A 19,915-nucleotide genomic window follows, 5' to 3' on the forward strand; every position below is an offset into this window, starting at 1 on the left:
ACGGACGGGTCACTCGGTCGCGATGGCGCGCAGCACGTCCAGGCGTGCCGCCCGCCGCGCCGGACGCAGGCCGGCGAGTGCGCCGGCCGCGAGGCCCACCAGCAGCACCACCATGAGCTGTACGGGCGGTACGGCGAAGGCGAAGGCACTGTCGGAGACGCCGTCCGACGCCTTCACCAGGACCCAGCCGAGGAAGCCGCCGAGCATTAGCCCGCCCGTCGTGCCGAAGGCGGCGACCAGGACCGACTCCCAGCGGACCATGGCGCGCAGTTGCGCCCTGGTCTGCCCGACGGCCCGGAGCAGGCCGAGTTCACGGGTGCGCTCGTGCAGGGCGAGGGTCAGGGTGTTGGCGATGCCGAGGAGCGCGATCAGCACCGCGAGCGCGAGCAGCGCGTAGACCAGGGTCAGCATCATGTCGATGCCTCCGGCCGAGGACTGCGCGTACTCGTCGCGGGTCTGTACCTCGGGACTGCCGTAGGCTGCCGCGACCTTCCGCACCGCGGCCTTGCCCTCGGATGTGCTCACGCCGTCCCTGAAGGAGACCGCGACGAGCGTGTCGGAGTCCTGGGTGCGGTGCGGGGCCCAGGCGGCGCGGGTGATGACGTAGTCACCGACGAGTTCCGACTGACCGTAGACCGCACGGACGGTGAAGGTCTCCTTCTTGCCGTCGGTGAAGGCGAGCCGGGCGGTGTCCCCGGTCGTCAAGCCCTGCTTGTCGGCCTCCTTCCGGGTGATGGCGATGCCGTCGGCGCCGAGGGACCCCAGGGATCCGCGCACCTGACCGAGGTCGAAGACCTTGCCCAGGGCGACCGGCTCCGTGACGGTCAGCGCGCGTCCCTTGCCGTCGACTTCGGCGACTCCGCGCCCCAGGCCGACGGCGTTCTCGACGGTGGACTGCCGGGCGATCGCGGGGGCCAGCGCAGGGCTGAGGCCGCTGCCACCCGCGCCGAACGACGGGGTGCTGACGGCGACATCGCCCGCGAAGGACCGGGAGACCGTCTGGTCCATGGTGGCCTTCAGGGAGGCACCGAAAACCGTGAACAGCGAGACGACGGCGACCCCGATCATCAGTGCGCTCGCGGTGGCGGCGGTCCGCTTGGGGCTGCGCAGGGCGTTGCGCCGGGCGAGGCCGCCGGTGACCCCGCGCAGCCTGTCCAGCGGGACGCCGATCACCCGTACGGCCATACTCGACGCGACGGGCCCGAGGACCACGAAGGCGGCCAGGGCCAGCACCGCACCGAATCCGGCGAGCCACAGGGACGGCGAGGCCAGGACGCCGACGAGCGTCAGCCCGACGGCCGTGGCCGCGAGGCCGGCGCCGACGACGGCACGGGCGCGGGAGGCTCCGGACTGGTCGACTGCGGTCTCCCGCAGGGCGGCCAGCGGTGCGATGCGTCCGGCGCGTACGGCGGGCAGCAGCGCGGAGCCGAGACAGACGAGGATGCCCACCGCGAGCGGCAGCGCCATGGACAGTGCGCTGATCACCAAGTTGCCCTCGGGGAAAGGGAATCCGATGGCCGGGAAGAGCGCCTGCAGTCCGGCGGCCACGCCGATCCCGCCCGCCAGCCCGGCTGCCGAGGCCGCGACGGCGACGACGCTCGCCTCGGCCAGCGTCGAAACGGTGATCTGCCGGCGCGAGGCACCGAGGGCGCGCAGCAGGGCGTTCTCGCGGGTGCGCTGGGCGACGACGATCGCGAAGGTGTTGTGGATCGAGAAGGTCGCGACGAGCAGCGCGATGCCGGAGAACACGAGGAGGAAGGTGGTGAAGAGCGTCAGGAACTGGCTGGAGACCATGTCGGTGTTCTCCTGTGCCGACTCCTGACCGGTGATCGCCTCAACCCCCTTGGGCAGTACGGGTGTCAGCCGGTCCACGAGCTCGTGCTGGCCGATGCCGGGGCCGGCCCGCACCTGGATGGTCGCGGCCTCGCCCGGCTTGGCGGTCAGGTACTTCTCGGCGTCGGCCCGCGTCATCCCGGTGAACGTCACCTGGGCCATGCCGTCCTCGCCGCCGAAGGTGGCCAGTCCCACGATCGTCACCTTGACGGGGTCGGGCGTGCGCAGGGTCGTGGTGTCCCCGATGCTCAGACCGCCCTTCTCGGCGGCGCCCCGGTTGACGACGACCTCACCGCTCTTCGACGGAGCGCGGCCGTCGGCGAGGCGGTACGCGTTGAGCTTCGGGTCGTCGATCCAGTTGCCCGCGAGGGTGGGCGGGCCCTGGCCGCCGATGGGCTTGCCGTTCGCGCCGACGAGCTGCCCCGCGCCCTGGATGTCGGGCACGGCGGCCGCTACGCCGGGCGTCCTCTCGATGGCCGTCGCCAGGTCCGTGGCCACCGGTTGCCGTACGCCTTGGCTCTCCCCGGGCGTGGTGATGGTGTCGGCGCTGCGGACGACGGCGTCGGTGCCGCTGGTCGCGTTGCCGAACATCGTGTCGAAGCCGGCGCGCAGGGTGTCGCCCATGACGAGTGTGCCGGCCAGGAAGGCGACGCCGAGGAAGACCGCGAGGAACGTACCGGCGAAGCGTCGTTTATGGGCGCGCAGGGACGACACGCTGATGCGGACGGAGGCATTCATGACGGTGCTCCCTTGCCGTCGGGGCCGCGGGCGCCGGCCATGCGGTCGAGGTCGCGCCCTCGGTCCGCGCGGGCGCCCTCGGCGCCGTCGAAGGCCTTCATACGGTCCAGGACCTTGTCCGCCGTCGGGGCCTCCATACGGTCGACCAAACGGCCGTCGGCGAGGAAGACCACCTCGTCGGCGTGCGCGGCCGCGACCGGGTCGTGGGTGACCATGACGACCGTGCGGTCCATCTGGCGCACCGCCCGGCCGAGCAGGTTCAGCACCTCCTCGCCGGAACGCGAGTCGAGGTTGCCGGTCGGCTCGTCGGCGAAGACCACGTCCGGCCGGCCGGCGAACGCCCTTGCCACGGCGACGCGTTGCTGCTGCCCACCGGAGAGTTCCGCCGGACGGTGGTGCAGGCGGTCGCGCAGGCCGACGACGTCGATGAGCGCTTCGATCCACTCACGGGACGAGGCGTCGGCCCGGCCGCCGGCGAGATCCCTCGGCAGCGTGATGTTCTCGGCGACGGTCAGCGTCGGGACCAGGTTGAAGGCCTGGAACACGAAGCCGATGCGGTCGCGGCGCAGCAGGGTGAGGCGCCGGTCGTCGAGCGTGCTCAGTTCGGTGCCGCCGATGTACGCGGCTCCGGAGCTGAGGGTGTCCAGACCCGCGGCGCAGTGCATCAGGGTGGATTTGCCGGAGCCCGAGGGCCCCATGATCGCGGTGAAGCGTCCGGTGGGAAACCCGACGCTCACCCCGTCCAGGGCCCGCACGGCCGTGTCGCCGGAGCCGTACACCTTGACGGCGTCGGCGACACGGGCGGCATGGCGGGTGGCGGTCACGGTGGTGCCGCCGATTGCAATGCTCATGCCGCTCCTCCCTTGCCGGCGCGCCCGAACTGCTCGTCCAGGACGGAGAGCCGGCGCCAGTACTCGTCCTCGTCGATCTCGCCGGAGGCGAAGCGTCGGCCGAGGACGGCGAGCGGCGCGTCGCCCGTGGGGCGGCTGTCGCCGTCCATGGCGCGCCACGGTCCGCGGCGGCCACGCCAGGCGGTGCGGCGCAGGACGGTCACGACGCCGATCACGACGGCCGCCCAGATCAGCGGGAAGAACAGGATCCACGGGCCGGGTCCGCCGTCCCAGTTCGCCAGGGTCTGCATCTCAGGTCATCTCCTCGGTGCGATTCCTTCGTGATGGGTCGAGCCTCGCTCCGGGAGGGGGTCCGGGTCGTCGTACGGCCAGCGGCAGTGCGGGTACCTCCCCGGGAGTACGCGGGGTGCCCCCGGCTGCTCCCCGGCGCGCCGCACGGCCTGCCTAGACGACTGTACCTACTGGTATGTACAGTCGGGTCATGAGCACGAGCACCGCGGACCGGCTGATCGAGTCCACCCGCGAGCTGCTGTGGGAGCGCGGCTATGTGGGCACCAGCCCCAAGGCGATCCAGCGGCACGCGGGCGCCGGGCAGGGCAGCATGTACCACCACTTCACGGGCAAGCCCGATCTGGCGCTGGCCGCGATCCGCCGGACCGCCGGGGAGCTGTGGGCTACCGCCGAGGGCGTACTGAACTCCCCCGGGACGCCGTACGAGCGCATCGCGGCCTATCTGCTGCGCGAGCGCGATGTGCTGCGCGGCTGTCCGGTCGGGCGCCTGACGATGGATCCGGACGTGATCGCGAGCGACGAGCTGCGCGCCCCCGTCGACGAGATGCTCGACCGGCTGCGCGAGCGTCTGGCCGGAATAGTCGAAGAGGGCCAGGAACAAGGGCAGTTCGCGCCTTCGCTGGACGCGGAGGAGATCGCCGCGACCATCGTCGCGACCGTCCAGGGCGGCTATGTCCTGGCCCGCGCGTCCGGCTCACCCGCCGCCTTCGACACCGGAGTCCGCGGGCTGCTCGCGCTGCTCGCCCCGCTCCGCTGAGGGAGTTCACGCCATGCACATGCACACCACGAGGAAGCGTGCGGACACCGGGCGGGGACCGGACCAGCACGTCACGGACGCGGTACGGGTACGGATACGGGGCGGGGAGCGGATGAGCACTTCAAGGGCGCGGTACGGCTCCGAAGTGACGGAGAAAGCGGTGCAGGAGACCGAGTTGCTCGCCGCGCTGGACGGCGCGGTCTGCGCGGCCGCCGCGATCGATGCGCGCAACTGGGAACTGGTGCACTTCTCGCTCTGGAACCATGACGCGACGAAGGCGCCGGGCGACGTGTTCCAGGTGCTGCACATGTCGCAGCCAGGGCGCGACCGGCTGCCGCGGGGGCGGCAGTGGTGAGCACGGTCCGCACGGTCCTGGGGGACATACCTCCCGACCGGCTGGGGGTGTGCGACGCGCACGACCACGTCTTCTTCAGCAGTCCCCGGCTGCCCGGGGAGGAACTGTGCGATGCGGTGGCGGCGCGGGCCGAGCTGGCCGCGTTCCGGGAGCAGGGCGGTACCGGCGTGGTGCAGTGGACGCCGTACGGGCTGGGCCGGCGGGTCGCGGATCTGCGGCTGCTCTCCCGTGACACCGGGGTGCACATCATCGCCGCGACCGGGCTCCATCAAGCGGCGCACTACCCGCCGGAGTTGCTCACCGAGCTGCGCGGCAGGCTGGCCGAGGTGTTCGTCTCCGAACTGACGCGGGGTGTCGGCACGTCGGGCGTCAGGGCGGGCCTGATCAAGGTCGCCGGCGGATTCCACGCCCTCGACGCGCATGCCCGCTGGACGATGACCGCGGCGGCCGAGGCCCACCACGCCACAGGTGCCCCCATCGCCGTCCACCTGGAGCTGGGCACGGGCGCGCTCGACGTACTCGACCTGCTGTGCGGCGAGTCGGGGGTCCCGCCGCACCGCGTGATCCTCGGCCACCTCAACCGCTCACCGGACGCGGTGGTGCAGCGCCAGGCCGCCGAGTCGGGCGCCTACCTCGCCTTCGACGGCCCCTCGCGCGCGAACCACGCCACGGACTGGCGGATGCCGGACGGCGTGCGGGCCCTCGCCGACGCCGGTTTCGGCCATCGGCTGCTCCTGGGAGGTGATACGACGACCGCGGCGGCCCGCTCGGTCAACGGCGGCCCGGGGATGCCGTATCTGCTGCGCCGGGTCAGGCCCCGGCTCGAACTCGCCCTGGGGAAGACCCTGGTGGACCGGATCCTCACCGAGAATCCGGGGCGCGCGTTCGCGGTGGAGTGGAGCTAGGCAGCGGGCTCTGAGGCGGGGCGGGGCGGGTTCGCGAAGTCCCGTCTGCTGCGGCGACGCCTGGCACTCCCCACTGCCTCAAGGGCGTGGGAGGTGCCCCCACTCGCCGCACCGGCGCAGACCCACGTACGAGACGTACATGGGTCTGCGCCCGGCACTCCCCCAGCCTCCGGCCGGGGGGACCCCAGAGCACGCGCCCCCACGCTCGGCTTCGCTCGAGCGGGAGGGGCCCCACGACGCCGCAGGGCCTGCCCTCCGGGCGGACGACGGGACTCTGCGGACAGGCCCTAGGCCTCGGCGAGTGCCGTCAGCGGGTCGTCGAGGACCGGCTGCCATGCCAACTCGGCTGCTCCGACCAGGCTGTTGTGGTCCAGCGTGCAGGCGAGGATCGGGACGCCGCCGCTCTGTCCCCACAGGCTGCGGTCGGCGACGACGGCGCGGAGGCGGTCCGGGTCGGCGTCGAGCAGGGTGCGGTGCAGGCCCCCGAGGATGATGCGGTCGGGGTTGAGGATGTTGACCAGGCCGGCGAGGCCGAGGCCGAGCCGGTCGATGAGGGCCTCGGTGGCCGTGCGGACGCCCGGGTCCGCGTACTGGCCGCGGATCAGGTCGTTGGCCTGCTGGAGCAGCGACACCTCGGGCCCCGGGGCGAGGCCTGCCGCGTCGAGGAAGGCCAGCGGGTCCGCCTCGACGTCCAGGCAGCCCCGGCTGCCGCAGTGGCAGGGGCGGCCCTCGGGGTTGACGGTGAGGTGGCCGACTTCGAGCGCGAGGCCCGAACTGCCCGTGTGCAGGCGCCCGTCGAGCACCAGCGCACCGCCCACTCCCCGGTGTCCGGTGGCCACGCAGAGCAGATCTCGGGCGCCTCGGCCGGCTCCGTGACGGTGTTCGGCGAGCGCGGCGAGGTTGACGTCGTTGGCCGCGAAGGCCGGTCGGTGGATCCCGGCCGCCCGCACGCGTTCCGCGAAGATCTCCCGGACGGGCGCGCCCGCGGGCCAGGCGAGGTGGAGCGGGTTGAGGGCCAGGCCCTCCGGTTCGGCGACCGCCGAGGGCACGGCGAGTCCGGCGCCCACGCAACGCCGTCCGGTCGCCGCCAGCAGCTCGGCCCCGGCCTCGACCACCGAGCCGAGCACCTTCGCCGGGTCGGCGTCTACCGTCTCACAGCCGGGCGCGGTCGCGACGATACGGCCGCCGAGTCCGACCAGCGCCGCGCGGAACCCGTCGGCGTGCACCTGTGCGGCCAGCACCACGGGTCCGTCCTCGGCGACCTCCAGCCGGTGCGAGGGGCGCCCCTGGGACCCCGCGGCCGCGCCGGGCCGCGCGTCCACCCGGATCAGCCCGAGGGCCTCCAGCTCCGCGGCCACCGCGCCGGCGGTCGCCCGGGTGACCCCCAGCTCGGCAGTGAGCACGGCACGGGTCGGCGCACGTCCCGTGTGCACGAGCTCCAAGGCGGGTCCGAGCGCACCACGCCCCCGGTCCAGCCTCGTCCGGGTGTTCCCTTCCCCCGCCGCCCGGGGGCCCGCCTTGCCGTTCATGAGGGCGAGTCTCCCATGATCCGGTGGCCGGGCGGTCCGTCCGGGCCGCCTAGGACCTGTCCGGAAAGCCGCTCACTCGCAGGGTGATGTTCAGCCTGCCGGTGAGCCCCAACTCGGGGGGCGCCGTGCCCGCGTGCACCCGCGGCACCCCGTGGTAGGCCGAGCGGGACGGCCCGCCGAACACGAACAGGTCCCCGCTGCGCAGCTCGACGTCGGTGTACGGGCGGGTCCGCGACTCGGTGTTCCCGAACCGGAAGACGCAGGTGTCGCCGAGGCTCAGCGACACCACCGGGGCGGCCGACTTCTCGTCGCTGTCCCGGTGCATGCCCATCCGGGCGTCGGCGTCGTAGAAGTTGATCAGTGCGATGTCGTACGCGGCAGCCGCGGCGGCTTCCGGGCCGAGCGCGTCGGCCACCGCGCCGCGGCCGAGGTCGGCCAGCCGGCCGGGGAAGGGCTTCACCGGCGACCCGTCGCCGTCGACCACGGTGCGTGCGTACCCGTACGGATACCAGTGCCAGCCCAGGCAGACCTGGCGGGAGGTCATGGTGCCGCCGCCGGGTGTGCGGACCGTGCGCAGGCCGGCGGGTGGCCGGGACCAGGCACGACACGCCTCCAGGAGCTGCCGCTGGGCCCCGGCGTCGAGCCAGTCCGGCACGTGCACCGCGCCCGGCGCGACCTCCGTCCGCCCGCGCGGAAACAGCTCGCTGTCCATGGCCTCCATCATCACGCATCGGCCGGCAGCGGCCCCGGGCGCTGCGGCTGGTCCGCACGCAGGCCACCGGGAAAGGCCCTGAGCTGCGGTTCGGCTAGCCTTGACCCACGATGGACGACCGTATGGCCACACCCTGGGGCGAGTACACGCTGGCCCGTTTTCCCGAGGACACCCGCGACCGACTGCGCGCCTGGGACGCGTCCGACGCCTATCTGCTGCGGCATCTCGCGGCGGGCGACACCCCACTGAACGGCACGGTCGTGGTGGTCGGCGACCGGTGGGGCTCCCTGGTCACGGCGCTCTCGGCGCACCGGCCGGTGGGGATCACCGACTCCTTCCTGGCGCGCGAGGCGACCCGGGCGAACCTGCGGCGCAACGGCGTGGACGCGAGCACCCTGCGTCTCCTCACCACCCAGGACCCGCCTCCCGACCGGATCGACGTGCTGCTGGTGCGCGTCCCCAAGAGCCTCGCGCTGCTGGAGGACCAGCTGCACCGGCTCGCCCCCGCGGTGCACGAGGGGACGCTCGTCGTGGGCACCGGAATGGTCAAGGAGATCCACACCTCGACGCTGAAACTGTTCGAGCGGATCCTCGGCCCGACCCGCACATCGCTCGCCGAGCAGAAGGCCCGGCTGATCTTCTGCAGCCCGGATCCGCGCCACTCGCGGGGCACCAACCCGTGGCCGCACCGCTATGAACTCCCGGACGACATCGGCCCGTTGTCGGGCCGGACCGTCGTGAATCATGCGGGCGTCTTCTGCGCCGACCGTCTCGACATCGGCACCCGGTTCCTGCTCCGGCATCTGCCGGACAGCCGGGACGCCGAGCGGATCGTGGACCTGGGCTGCGGCAACGGCGTCGTCGGTACGGCGGCCGCGCTGACCGCCCCGGAGGCCGAGGTGCTGTTCGTGGACGAGTCCTACCAGGCGGTGGCCTCGGCGGAGGAGACCTACCGGGCGAACGCGAAGGGCACGGCGCGGTTCCTCGTCGGCGACGGCCTGAGCGGCGTGCCGGAGTCGAGCGTCGACGTCGTACTCAACAATCCGCCCTTCCATTCGCACCAGGCGACGACCGACGCCACCGCCTGGCGGATGTTCGAGGGAGCGCGGCGCGCGCTGCGCCCCGGCGGGGAGCTGTGGGTGATCGGCAACCGGCACCTCGGCTACCACCTCAAGCTGCGCCGCCTCTTCGGCAACAGTGAACTGGTCGCCAGCGACGCGAAGTTCGTGATCCTCAGGGCCGTCAGGAAGTAGTCCCCCGCGGGGAGCGCGGGGGCCCCGAGTTCCCCGCGGCAGGCCTTGTCGGCCCACGGCGGCACCGGCCCTACTTGGCTCGCCGTCCCGCCGGTCCGGCCGCCGTCCCGCCGCGGTCCGGCCGCGAGGAAGCGGTCCCGGCTCAGCCCCGCAGAACACCCCGGCCGCAGACAACCCGCCCCGACTCCGCCCCGCAGAACACTCCGGCCACGGACAAGCCACCCCGGCTCAGCCCCGCAGGACGCCGATGAGACGTGCGACCGTCCGCGCCATCGCCTCCCGTCCCACGCTGAGGTACTTGCGCGAGTCCACCGCTTCGGGGTGGCCGGCGAGGAACTCGCGGATGGCGCCTGTCATCGCGATGTTCAGCGCGGTACCGACGTTGACCTTGGCGATGCCGCCCGCGACGGCCGCCTTCAGTTCGTCGTCCGGCACTCCGGAGGAGCCGTGCAGGACGAGCGGCACGTCCAGGGCCGTGGTCAACCGCTTGAGCAACTCGTGGTCGAGAGCCGCGGTGCGGGTGGTCATCGCGTGCGAGCTGCCGATCGCGACGGCCAGAGCGTCCACGCCCGAGTCGGCGACGAAGGCACGGGCCTCGGCGGGATCGGTACGGGCGCCGGGCGCGTGCGCGTCGAGCGCCGGTTCGCCGCCCTTCCCGCCGACCTGCCCCAACTCGGCCTCGATCCACAGGCCTTGGGCATGCGCCCAGTCGGCGGCCGAGCGGGTGGCGGCGAGATTCTCCTCGTACGGGAGCCGGGCCGCGTCGTACATCACGGAGCTGAACCCGGCCCCGGCCGCCTGCCGCAGCAGATCGTCGCTCTGCACGTGGTCCAGATGGAGCGCGACGGGCACCGCGGCGCGCTCGGCGGCGGCGGCCGCGGCGCGGGCCAGCGGCAACAGCCGTCCGTAGCGGAACTTCACCGCGTTCTCGCTGACTTGGAGAACGACGGGCGACTCCACCGACTCCGCGCCGGCGATGACCGCCTCGACGTGCTCCAGGGTGATGATGTTGAACGCGGCGACGGCGGACCGCGCCTCGACGGCCGCGGCGACGAGCTCACCGGTTGCTGCGATTGGCACAACTCCTCCTTCTCAGCGGGTGGTCGAGCCGATTCAGTGAGCCGGTGTGCCGCTGAGGATCACCGAGCGGGTCAGATGGCGCGGCTGGTCCGGGTTCAGTCCGCGGACCTCTGCCACCGCGACCGCGAGGCGCTGGGCGCGGACGAGTTCGGCTAGCGGGTCGAGAGTGCCGGCCACCCACAACGCGCCGGTGGCCCGCACCTGTTCGGCCAGCCCTTCGGGCGCCTCGCCGAGCATCCAGGTGGCGGTGGTGCGGGTGGAGATGCTGATGGGCCCGTGCCGGTACTCCATCGCCGGATAGGCCTCGGTCCAGGCCAGCGAGGCCTCACGCATCTTGAGCCCGGCCTCGTTGGCCAGTCCGACGGTCCAGCCGCGGCCGAGGAAGGTGAACTGCGTGCAGTCGACGAGCCCTTCGGGCAACGGGGTCTCCAGCGCCGTGCGCGCGTCGGCGACGACGGCGTCGGTGTGCAGTCCGAGGTGGGCGCGGAGCAGGGTGAGCGCGGTCGTCGCGAACCGGGTCTGCACGACGGACCGCTCGTCCGCGAAGCCGAGCACGACGACGTCGTCGGCCGATTCCATGACGGGCGTGTGCGGATCCGCGGTGACAGCGGTCGTACGGGTACGCCCCCGCAGCCGGGTGAGCAGTTCGAGCACCTCGGTGGTGGTGCCCGAGCGGGTGAGGGCGACCACGCGGTCGTACGTGCGTCCGTGCGGGAACTCGGAGGCGGCGAAGGCGTCCGTCTCGCCCTGTCCGGACTGTTCGCGCAGCGCGGCGGCGGACTGCGCCATGAAGAGCGACGTGCCGCACCCCACGATCGCGACCCGCTCCCCCGGTGCGGGCAGCGCGGCACCGTGCGCCGTGGCCTGCTCCGCGGCCCGGGCCCAGCACTCGGGCTGGCTGCTCAGCTCGTTCTCGACATATGTCATGCGTACCCTTCCCGCCAATGCTTGTTCTTGCAAGATATCGCGAGCTTTCGAGCACAATCAAGCAAACTGCAGAAGAGGGCAGGTGCGCTAGGGTCGCGGAAGATCGAGGAACGGAGTGTGCGGATGTCGCGCGACGCCCGCTGGAAGGCCCTGCTGGAACTGCTCGTGGAGCGGGGCCGGTTGGATGTCGAGGAGGCCGCGACGGAACTGGCGGTGTCGGCCGCGACGATCCGGCGCGACTTCGACCAGCTCGCCGAGCAGCAGATGCTCGTCCGCACCCGGGGCGGAGCGGTCGTCCACGGCGTGTCGTACGAGCTGCCGCTGCGCTACAAGACCGCCCGCCACGCCTCCGAGAAGCAGCGCATCGCCAAGGCGGTGGCGGAGCTCATCGCGCCAGGCGAGGCGGTGGGCCTGACCGGCGGCACGACCACCACAGAGGTGGCCCGCGCCCTGGCCGTACGCCCCGACCTCGCGTCGGGTTCACCTGCGCTGACCGTGGTGACCAACGCGCTCAACATCGCCAACGAGCTCGCCGTACGGCCCCAGTTCAAGATCGTGGTGACCGGCGGGGTGGCCCGTCCGCAGTCGTACGAGCTGATCGGCCCCCTCGCGGACGGCGTGCTGGGGCAGATCACCATCGACGTGGCCGTGCTCGGCGTCGTCGCCTTCGACGCCACCCACGGGGCGGCGGCGCACGACGAGGCGGAGGCCGCGATCAACCGCCTGCTCTGCGAACGCGCGGAGCGCGTCATCGTGGCCGCCGACTCCAGCAAGCTGGGCCAGCGCGCGTTCGCCCGCATCTGCTCCGCCGAGTCGATCGGCACCCTTGTCACGGACGCGGCGGTCGACGAGGACACCGTGCGCCGCTTCGAGGAGGCGGGGGTGGAGGTCGTCGCGGTCTGAGCCGAGCCGGGACCAGAGCCAGGACCCAGGACCGGGACTCGTCCGGGACCGGGTCGGGTCAGGGGCGCACAAAGCGCCGGCCGGGCGGCCAGCCGGCCCAGGAGGAACCCGCCACATCGCCGAGGCGACCCATCCGGCCACCTCTCCATACCGCCGCCGCGCCCCTCCAACGCACCGCACCGCACCGCACCCGGCACCCCGCCCGCGGCATCCGCGCCCCCTCCCTTGTATGCAACCCGGCACACCTTTACCCTGACTTTGTGCCGCTAATAAACAAACTCCCCGTGCACAGCGTCGTGCCGGGCAACGACCTGGCCCGGCTCCGACTCGCCCTCACCGTCTTCTTCGCCCTCGACGGATTCGTCTTCGCGGGATGGGTCGTGCGGATTCCGGCGATCAAGGAGCAGACCGGCGCCTCGGCCAGCGCGCTCGGGCTCGCGTTGCTCGGGGTCTCCGCCGGTGCGGTGATCACGATGATGCTCACCGGCCGGCTGTGCCGACGCTTCGGCAGCCATCCCGTGACCGTGGTCTGCGGCGTCCTGCTGGCCCTGAGCGTCGCACTGCCGCCGCTCACGCACTCGGCGCCGGCACTGGGCGCGGTTCTGTTGGTCTTCGGGGCCGCGTACGGCTGCATCAATGTCGCCATGAACAGCGCCGCCGTCGACCTCGTGGCCGCCCTGCGGCGCCCGGTGATGCCCAGCTTCCACGCGGCGTTCAGCCTGGGCGGCATGCTCGGCGCCGGGCTCGGCGGACTGGTCGCCGGCCAGGTGTCCCCGACCCGCCATCTGCTCGGCCTCACCGTGATCGCTCTCCTCGTGACCGCCGTCGCGGGGCGCACGCTGCTGCGCCAGGAGCCCCCGGCGCCGCCCGACCGCCCGGGCCACCAGGAGCGCGCCCCGGGCCGCCTCGACAGCCGTACGCGCGGACTGGTCGTGGTCTTCGGCCTGATCGCGCTCTGCACCGCGTACGGCGAAGGAGCGCTCGCCGACTGGGGAGCGCTGCACCTGGAGCAGGACCTCGAAGCGCACCCGGGGGTCGCGGCCGCGGGTTACTCGTGCTTCGCGCTCGCCATGACCATCGGGCGGCTGAGCGGTACGACGCTGCTCGAACGGCTGGGCCGGACCCGGACCCTGGTGGCGGGCGGCACGACGGCGGCGCTCGGCATGCTGCTCGGCGCGCTGGCGCCCTCCGTCTGGGCGGCCCTGCTCGGCTTCGCCGTCACAGGCCTCGGTCTCGCCAACATCTTCCCCGTCGCCGTCGAACGGGCCGGGGCACTCGCCGGCCCGACCGGGGTCGCAGCCGCCTCCACCCTGGGCTACGGAGGCATGCTGCTCGGCCCGCCGGCGATCGGGTTCATGGCGGACTGGTACTCGCTGCCGACGGCACTGACGAGTGTGGCGGTGCTGGCGGCGGTGGCAGCCATGATCGGCTTCGCGACCCGCCGCGCGGCGGTGAGCTGACGACGTACCCCGCCGTCCGTGGTGGGCGCGTGCGCCTACGGGCGAGGGCCTCCCGTGTGGAGAGCGGGAGCCCGGACCCTTGGACCACCAACAGCCGTACGCCTCCCCGCAGTTGGTCGCGAGCCGCCATCTCGCCCCTGGCGCCCAGTGACATCTGCACGTCACGCCGGCGTCCGGCAGCAGCAGGTCTCGCTGCGCAGCACGGGCACCCTCCCGCGCCGCGTACCCAGCGAGGGGCTGCGGGCGCTCAACGCCGAACTCCCGCCGTTCGGCGCCTCGTTGACGAGGCCTGTCCTCGACGACGGTGACTGGACGTTCGAGACACTCCTGACGTTGCGGCCGTCGGAGGGGGGCTGGTCATGCAGGTCATCAGGGGACTGATGGTCGACGACGAGCAGCGCGACCAGCGTCGGCCGACGACCCGGCTCAACACGCGGTTCGAGAAGTTCGGCCGGCAGGCGCACTGGGAGACGCAGAGCGAGCCCGACGAGGGCCAGGGGCGCATCCGACGGGCGGATCCGCCGTACGACGTCGTCCTCGCCGACCTGCTGCTCGCGCGCGAGGATCTGCCCGACCGGTGCTGCGGCACGTTGTGTGCGTGAGGCAGCGGACGTGTGGGGCCCGACCCGCATCCCCGGCCCGCACGTCCACCGGTCCACCCGTCCACCCGTCCACCCGTCCACCCGTCCACCCGTCCACCCGTCCACCCGGACGTCGTAACGCCTCTTCCTCTCCGCCCCACTCCCTCCGCCCCACTCCATCCGGCACACTCATCGCATGGAGATTGCGCGGTTCCTGGAAACACTGGGCAGAGAGGGTCCGTTGCTGGCCGCAGCCGCCGAGGAGGCGGGGAGCGACGCCAAGGTGCCGACCTGTCCCGGCTGGCAGGTACGGGACCTGGTGCGGCACGCGGGCATGGTGCACCGTTGGGCGACCGCGTTCGTGGCCGAGGGGTACACCTCGTATCACCCGGACGAGGGCCTTCCGGAGCTGGACGGCGACGAGCTCCTGGCCTGGTTCCGGGAGGGGCACCGCCGACTGGTCGACACGCTCTCGACGGCCCCGTCCGACGTGCAGTGCTGGAGCTTCCTGCCGGCGCCGTCCCCGCTGGCCTTCTGGGCACGGCGGCAGGCGCACGAGACGACCGTGCACCGGGTGGACGCCGAGTCGGCGCTCGGCGGGACACCGACCGCGATCGCCACGGACTTCGCGCTGGACGGGATCGACGAGTTGTTGCGCGGCTTCCATGTCCGCGCGAAGAGCACGGTCCGTTCGCAGGTCCCCCGCGTGCTGCGCGTGCGGGCCACCGATCCGGACACGGACACATTCGGGGGCGGCGACGGCGCCACGGTGAGTGCTGCTGCGGGGGCGGGGCACGAGAGCCGGGCGGCGGGCGTGGCCCCGGGCGCCGTATGGACCGTACGGCTGTCGTCCGAGCCGCTCGTGAGCGAGCGGGGTGAGAGCGGGGAGGCCGACTGCGAGCTGACCGGCCCGGCCGCGCAGCTGTATCTGGCGCTGTGGAACCGCCGGCCGTTCCCGAACGTGACGGGCGACGCCGAGCTCGCGGTCCTGTGGCGGGAGAAGTCGGCCGTCACCTGGAACTGACGGAATCGCCGACGGCCGGCTCCGGCTGACCCGGCGTCACCGGGCCGGCCGCCAAACCCGGGGTCGCGCCGGGTCGGCCGCCGCCAAACCGGGGTCAGGCCGGGCCTGCCGTCGCCAACCGGGATCAGGCCGGGTCGGCCGCCAGCATCCGCGTCAGCACCGCGCGCTGCACCGGCAGCACCTCACCGTGCAGCGCGCGCCCCTTCGGCGTGAGGCACACACGGACGCCCCGCCGGTCCTCCTCGCACATCCCGCGCAGCACGAGACCGTCCTTCTCCAGACGGCCGATCAGCCGGGACAGCGCGCTCTGGCTCAGATGCACGCGCTCGGCGATCTCCTGCACGCGGTACGAGGCGCCGCCGTCCGACGCGGTGCCCTCGGTCAGTACGTCCAGCACCTCGAAGTCGCTGGCGCCGAGGCCGTGTCGGTGCAACTCACGGTCGAGCTCGCACAGGGTGCGCGCATGCACCGCGAGGATGTCGCGCCATTGGTCCACGAGCACCTGCTCGGCCTTCTCCGCCGCCATGGGCGCACGGTAGCAAAGAATCGACTTTGTTGCATCAGAATTAAATGCATTTGCATTGGATGCGTGTGCATGTACTCTCATCGCCATGACCTCTCCGCTCACCCACCCCTCGGCACAGGGGCGCTGGACCCCCCGGCTGTGGGGCACCCTGCTCGTGCTCTGCGCCGCGATGTTCCTGGACGCGCTGGACGTGTCGATGGTCGGCGTCGCCCTGCCGTCCATCGGCTCCGAACTCGACCTCTCCACCTCGACGCTCCAATGGATCGTCAGCGGCTACATCCTGGGATACGGCGGACTGCTCCTCCTCGGCGGACGCACCGCCGACCTGCTGGGCCGCCGCCAGGTCTTCCTGGTGGCCCTGGGCGTCTTCGCGCTCGCCTCGCTGCTCGGCGGCCTCGTCGACTCCGGCCCCCTGCTGATCGCCAGCCGCTTCATCAAGGGTCTGAGCGCCGCGTTCACCGCGCCGGCCGGTCTGTCGATCATCACCACGACCTTCGCCGAGGGCCCGCTGCGCAACCGCGCCCTCTCGATCTACACCACCTGCGCGGCCACCGGCTTCTCCATGGGCCTCGTGCTGTCCGGCCTGCTCACCGAGGCCAGCTGGCGGCTGACCATGCTGCTGCCCGCGCCGATCGCGGTCATCGCGCTGCTGGCAGGCCTGAAGCTCATCCCGCGCAGCGAGCGCGAGAAGGACCACCGCGGGTACGACATCCCGGGCGCCATCATCGGCACCGCCTCGATGCTGCTGCTCGTCTTCACGGTCGTCCAGGCGCCCGAAGTGGGCTGGGGTTCGGCCCGCACGCTGCTCTCGTTCGTCGCCGTCGCCGTACTGCTCGCCGTGTTCGTGGCCATCGAGCGGCGCAGCCCGAGCCCGCTGATCCGGCTCGGCGTGCTGCGCTCCGGCAGCCAGATCCGGGCCCAGCTCGGTGCCATGGCCTTCTTCGGCTCGTACGTCGGATTCCAGTTCATGGTGACGCTGTACATGCAGTCACTGCTCGGCTGGTCGGCGCTGCACACCGCGCTCGCCTTCCTGCCCGCCGGCGCACTGGTCGCCCTGTCCTCCACCAAGGTGGGGGCGATCGTCGACCGCTACGGGACCCCGCGGCTCATCGCGGCGGGCTTCGCGCTGATGGTCGTCGGGTACGCGCTCTTCCTCCGTGTCGACCTCGACCCGGTCTACGCGGCGGTCATCCTGCCGACGATGCTGCTCATCGGCGCGGCCTGCGCCCTGGTCTTCCCCTCGCTCAACATCCAGGCCACGAACGGCGTGGAGGACCACGAGCAGGGCATGGTCTCCGGACTGCTCAACACCTCGGTCCAGGTCGGCGGCGCCATCTTCCTGGCCGTCGTGACGGCGGTCGTGACCGCGAACTCCTCCGAGAGCTCCTCCCCGCAGGACGTCCTCGACAGCTACCGTTCCGGCCTCGTCGTGGTGACGGGCATCGCTCTGGTGGGCCTGCTGATCACGCTCACCGGGCTGCGGACGCGACGTACGCGGCCCGTGCAGGAGAGCATCCTCGTCGTCCGCTCCGTGCAGCAGGAGACGGAGGAGGCGAAGGTGGCGGTCGTCGACTGACGCCCCGCTCCAACCCAGTGCGCCCGGCGGGCAGTTCCTTGCCTGCCGGGCGTACGCCTGTTTGACTCCCTGGATGGGGAAACGTACACAGGCACAGCGGGACGCGATGACGGTCGAGATCGGATACGCGCTGTTCAGCGCGGCGTTCGCGGCGGCCGTCGTGCTCGGCGCCGTCGGCGGCCCCGCCCTGCTCTTCGAGCTCCCGGTCTACGTCGAAAAGGCGCTGCTCGCATCAGGCGTTCTGCTGGCCACCGCGCTCTTCGCCGTACGGGTGGTCAGCGTCCTGGTCCGCTTCGGCCGCACGGACGGGACTCAGCCCAGCCACCCCGGCCGCACCAACCCCGACTCATAGGCCAGCACCACCAGTTGGGCTCGGTCGCGGGCGCCGAGCTTGACCATGGTGCGGCTGACATGGGTCTTCGCCGTCAACGGGCTGACGACCAGGCGGCGCGCGATCTCGTCGTTGGACAGGCCGATGCCGACCAACGCCATCACCTCCCTTTCCCGGTCGGTGAGTTCGGCGAGCGAATCGGCGACCGCGGGCTCCTTGGAGCGGGCCGCGAACTCCGCGATCAGCCGGCGCGTGACGCCCGGCGAGAGCAACGCGTCCCCTTCGACCACCGCCCGTACCGCGCGCAGCAGTTCCTCCGGCTCGGTGTCCTTGACCAGGAAGCCGGAGGCTCCGCAGCGGATCGCCTCGAAGACGTACTCGTCCAGCTCGAAGGTGGTGAGCATGACCACCTTGACGTCCTTCAGGTCCGGTTCCCCGGTGATGCGCCGGGTGGCGGCGAGACCGTCGAGACGTGGCATGCGGATGTCCATCAGGACGACGTCGGGCCGCAGTACACGCACCTTGCCCAGCGCCTCCTCACCGTCGGCGGCCTCCCCGGCCACCTCGATGTCCGGCTGTGCGTCGAGCAGCGCCTTGAAGCCTGCCCTCACCAGCGACTGGTCGTCGGCCAGCAGTACGCGGATCACCGGTCCTCCTTGAGCTTCAGTGGCAGTACCGCCAGCACGCGGAAACCGCCGTCGGCGCGTGGGCCCGCCTCGATCGTGCCACCCAGGGCGGCGGCCCGTTCCCGCATTCCGGCGAGCCCGTTGCCGCTGCCGCCGGCGTCCTCACCGGTCGCGGGGCCGTCGTCGTCGATCCGCAGCCGCAGTGCGCCCGCCGCCTGATCGACCAGCACGCGCGCGTGCCGCGACCCGGAGTGCCGTACGACGTTGGTCAGTGCCTCCTGGACGATACGGAACGCGGCGAGGTCGGTACCGGGCACGAGGTCCGGCGCCGCGCCCAGAACCTCGACCGTCAGCCCGGCGCTCGCCGCCTGGTCGACCAGTTCGGGAAGCCGGTCCAGGCCCGGCGCCGGGGCCCGCGGGGCTTCGCCCGGTGCGCGCAGGGTGTCGAGGACCTGACGCACCTCTCCCAGCGCCTCCTTGCTGGCCGCCTTGATGGTGGTGAGCGCCGTGCGCGCCTGCTCCGGATCGGAGTCGAGGAGGGCGAGACCGACACCCGCCTGGACGTTGATCACCGAGATGCTGTGCGCGAGCACGTCGTGCAGTTCCCTGGCGATCCGCAGCCGTTCCTCGTCGGCACGCCGACGGGCCCCCTGCGCGCGCTCGGCACGCTCCCGGGCCCACTGCTCGCGGCGTACCCGGACCAGCTCCGACACCGCCACGATCGCCACCACCCAGGTGGCGACCACCACCTCCTGCCCCCAGGCGGAGGGACCGTCGCCCGACGGCGGCAGCCAGCGGTAGAGCCAGTGCGCGATGAGCACGTGCCCGGTCCACAGCATCCCCACCGCGATCCAGGCGGCCCTGCGATGCCCGGCGACGACGGCACTGAAGCAGCCCACGGCCACGGTGAAGAACACCGGGCCGTACGCGTATCCGGCGCCCAGATAGAGCATCGCCGCCGCGGCCGTGACGAACACGACGAACACCGGATACCGCTGCCGCCACAGCAGCACGCCCGAGCCCACGAGCAGCAGCACCCGGGCGAAGGGGTCCAGCAGCGCCCGGTCCCCCTCCTGCGCCTGGGCCGCGAACTGGGAACCGATGAGCACGAACGCGGTGAGCACGAACGTGGAGGGCCACGGCAGGCGGGCGCCGCGCGCCTGGTCGCCCTGGCGGTTCCACCACCCCGGCGGCCCGTGCCGCCACCACTCGGGGCCTCCCCAGAGCGGGGACCTGCGGGTGCGCTGCTCTTCCATGACCGTCACGCTAGACGCCGCAGGCCATGGACGGCGTCAGCCGGGCGTGGTGATCACGTGTACTCCCCCGGGAGTACCGCGGGGCCGATTCGACGGATCCGGCGGATCCTGCGGGGCGGCGGATCCTGCGGGAACGGCAGACCCTGCGGGGCGTCGCATCCCGCGGGCCCGGCGGATCCTGCGAGCCCGGAGAGTCGCGGTGACGCGGTGACGCGGTTGCCCGGCGGGGCGAGACCGGGCGGGTACGACCGGATCCCGCGAGCACGGAAGCCGCGGCGACACGGTTGCCCGGTGGGGGCGAGACCAGGCGGGTACGACCGGATCCCGCGAGCACGGAAGCCGCGGCGACACGGTTGCCCGGTGGGGGCGAGACCAGGCGGGTACGACCGGATCCCGCGAGC

At 72.6% G+C, this 19,915-nt stretch carries 20 protein-coding genes and 1 pseudogene; 11 read left to right on the forward strand and 10 right to left on the reverse strand.

The window, feature by feature from the left end:
- Positions 1-9 precede the first annotated feature (9 nt).
- From ACFWM2_RS09570 to ACFWM2_RS09580, 3 genes are read right to left on the reverse strand one after another with little or no spacing between them, the layout of a single operon-like run.
- The gene (locus tag ACFWM2_RS09570) at positions 10-2,571 is read right to left on the reverse strand and encodes an FtsX-like permease family protein (RefSeq protein ID WP_383275346.1); all 2,562 of its coding nucleotides are present in this window, start codon (positions 2,569-2,571) and stop codon (positions 10-12) included.
- Positions 2,568-3,422: an ABC transporter ATP-binding protein gene (locus ACFWM2_RS09575; RefSeq protein WP_383275349.1), complete on the reverse strand. Its 855-nt coding sequence runs from the start codon at positions 3,420-3,422 to the stop codon at positions 2,568-2,570. The genes ACFWM2_RS09570 and ACFWM2_RS09575 overlap by 4 nt, the downstream gene beginning before the upstream one ends.
- Positions 3,419-3,712, reverse strand: coding sequence for an SHOCT domain-containing protein (locus tag ACFWM2_RS09580; protein WP_383275352.1), 294 nt, complete (start codon positions 3,710-3,712; stop codon positions 3,419-3,421). Before ACFWM2_RS09580 ends, ACFWM2_RS09575 begins: the two co-directional genes overlap by 4 nt.
- A gap of 176 nt (positions 3,713-3,888) precedes the next feature.
- Here ACFWM2_RS09580 and ACFWM2_RS09585 point away from each other — a divergent pair, with 176 nt between their 5' ends.
- The 3 genes and pseudogenes from ACFWM2_RS09585 (at position 3,889) to ACFWM2_RS09595 (ending at position 5,730) form a co-directional block, all read left to right on the forward strand.
- A complete protein-coding gene (locus ACFWM2_RS09585) occupies positions 3,889-4,470 on the forward strand; it encodes a TetR/AcrR family transcriptional regulator (RefSeq protein ID WP_383275355.1) in 582 nt (193 codons plus the stop codon).
- Between the two features lie 145 nt (positions 4,471-4,615).
- Positions 4,616-4,825 (forward strand): annotated as a pseudogene (locus ACFWM2_RS09590) (DUF4865 family protein); the annotation flags it as partial.
- Positions 4,822-5,730, forward strand: coding sequence for a phosphotriesterase (locus ACFWM2_RS09595; RefSeq protein ID WP_383275358.1), 909 nt, complete (start codon positions 4,822-4,824; stop codon positions 5,728-5,730). The pseudogene ACFWM2_RS09590 and the gene ACFWM2_RS09595, both read left to right, overlap by 4 nt.
- Before the next feature lie 287 nt (positions 5,731-6,017).
- Here the strand turns inward: ACFWM2_RS09595 and ACFWM2_RS09600 are convergent, their stop codons facing one another.
- Together ACFWM2_RS09600 and ACFWM2_RS09605 are read right to left on the reverse strand one after the other, a co-directional pair.
- The gene (locus ACFWM2_RS09600) at positions 6,018-7,259 is read right to left on the reverse strand and encodes an ROK family protein (RefSeq protein WP_383275361.1); all 1,242 of its coding nucleotides are present in this window, start codon (positions 7,257-7,259) and stop codon (positions 6,018-6,020) included.
- Between the two features lie 49 nt (positions 7,260-7,308).
- Positions 7,309-7,971 carry an alpha-ketoglutarate-dependent dioxygenase AlkB family protein gene (locus ACFWM2_RS09605; RefSeq protein WP_383275364.1) on the reverse strand — a complete coding sequence of 221 codons (663 nt, stop codon included), beginning with the start codon at positions 7,969-7,971 and terminating at the stop codon, positions 7,309-7,311.
- Positions 7,972-8,081: 110 nt separating this feature from the next.
- On the opposite strand from ACFWM2_RS09605, the gene ACFWM2_RS09610 reads away from it, so the two are divergent.
- A complete protein-coding gene (locus tag ACFWM2_RS09610; RefSeq protein ID WP_383275367.1) occupies positions 8,082-9,224 on the forward strand; it encodes a methyltransferase in 1,143 nt (380 codons plus the stop codon).
- A 228-nt stretch (positions 9,225-9,452) separates the two neighbouring features.
- Here the strand turns inward: ACFWM2_RS09610 and ACFWM2_RS09615 are convergent, their stop codons facing one another.
- Positions 9,453-10,304: a ketose-bisphosphate aldolase gene (locus tag ACFWM2_RS09615; RefSeq protein ID WP_383275370.1), complete on the reverse strand. Its 852-nt coding sequence runs from the start codon at positions 10,302-10,304 to the stop codon at positions 9,453-9,455.
- 33 nt (positions 10,305-10,337) lie between these two features.
- Entirely contained in the window at positions 10,338-11,231 is an 894-nt protein-coding gene (locus tag ACFWM2_RS09620) for an SIS domain-containing protein (RefSeq protein ID WP_383275373.1), read from the reverse strand.
- A 123-nt stretch (positions 11,232-11,354) separates the two neighbouring features.
- On the opposite strand from ACFWM2_RS09620, the gene ACFWM2_RS09625 reads away from it, so the two are divergent.
- The 5 genes from ACFWM2_RS09625 to ACFWM2_RS09645 all read left to right on the forward strand — a co-directional run bounded on the left by ACFWM2_RS09625 (position 11,355) and on the right by ACFWM2_RS09645 (position 15,199).
- Positions 11,355-12,134, forward strand: coding sequence for a DeoR/GlpR family DNA-binding transcription regulator (locus ACFWM2_RS09625; protein ID WP_383275376.1), 780 nt, complete (start codon positions 11,355-11,357; stop codon positions 12,132-12,134).
- 296 nt (positions 12,135-12,430) lie between these two features.
- Positions 12,431-13,594 (forward strand): MFS transporter, encoded by a 1,164-nt coding sequence (locus ACFWM2_RS09630; protein WP_383276488.1) that lies wholly within the window; start codon positions 12,431-12,433, stop codon positions 13,592-13,594.
- Positions 13,595-13,741: 147 nt separating this feature from the next.
- Positions 13,742-13,975, forward strand: a complete 234-nt coding sequence (locus ACFWM2_RS09635) for a hypothetical protein (RefSeq protein WP_383275379.1) — start codon at positions 13,742-13,744, stop codon at positions 13,973-13,975.
- A complete protein-coding gene (locus ACFWM2_RS09640; RefSeq protein ID WP_383275383.1) occupies positions 13,954-14,196 on the forward strand; it encodes a hypothetical protein in 243 nt (80 codons plus the stop codon). The genes ACFWM2_RS09635 and ACFWM2_RS09640 overlap by 22 nt, the downstream gene beginning before the upstream one ends.
- 175 nt (positions 14,197-14,371) lie before the next feature.
- Entirely contained in the window at positions 14,372-15,199 is an 828-nt protein-coding gene (locus ACFWM2_RS09645; RefSeq protein ID WP_383275386.1) for a maleylpyruvate isomerase family mycothiol-dependent enzyme, read from the forward strand.
- Between the two features lie 124 nt (positions 15,200-15,323).
- On the opposite strand, the gene ACFWM2_RS09650 is transcribed toward ACFWM2_RS09645, so the two are convergent.
- Entirely contained in the window at positions 15,324-15,725 is a 402-nt protein-coding gene (locus tag ACFWM2_RS09650) for a MarR family winged helix-turn-helix transcriptional regulator (protein ID WP_383275389.1), read from the reverse strand.
- Positions 15,726-15,810: 85 nt separating this feature from the next.
- On the opposite strand from ACFWM2_RS09650, the gene ACFWM2_RS09655 reads away from it, so the two are divergent.
- A complete protein-coding gene (locus ACFWM2_RS09655) occupies positions 15,811-17,301 on the forward strand; it encodes an MFS transporter (protein ID WP_383275392.1) in 1,491 nt (496 codons plus the stop codon).
- A gap of 73 nt (positions 17,302-17,374) precedes the next feature.
- Positions 17,375-17,653: a DUF6332 family protein gene (locus ACFWM2_RS09660; protein ID WP_383275395.1), complete on the forward strand. Its 279-nt coding sequence runs from the start codon at positions 17,375-17,377 to the stop codon at positions 17,651-17,653.
- Here the strand turns inward: ACFWM2_RS09660 and ACFWM2_RS09665 are convergent.
- Together ACFWM2_RS09665 and ACFWM2_RS09670 are read right to left on the reverse strand one after the other, a co-directional pair.
- Positions 17,614-18,279, reverse strand: coding sequence for a response regulator (locus ACFWM2_RS09665; RefSeq protein ID WP_383275398.1), 666 nt, complete (start codon positions 18,277-18,279; stop codon positions 17,614-17,616). The genes ACFWM2_RS09660 and ACFWM2_RS09665 overlap by 40 nt on opposite strands.
- Positions 18,276-19,514: a histidine kinase gene (locus tag ACFWM2_RS09670; RefSeq protein ID WP_383275401.1), complete on the reverse strand. Its 1,239-nt coding sequence runs from the start codon at positions 19,512-19,514 to the stop codon at positions 18,276-18,278. The genes ACFWM2_RS09665 and ACFWM2_RS09670 overlap by 4 nt, the downstream gene beginning before the upstream one ends.
- Between the last annotated feature and the right edge of the window lie 401 nt (positions 19,515-19,915).

Origin of the sequence: Streptomyces sp. NPDC058371, assembly GCF_042723265.1 — a bacterium.
Taxonomy (GTDB): domain Bacteria; phylum Actinomycetota; class Actinomycetes; order Streptomycetales; family Streptomycetaceae; genus Streptomyces.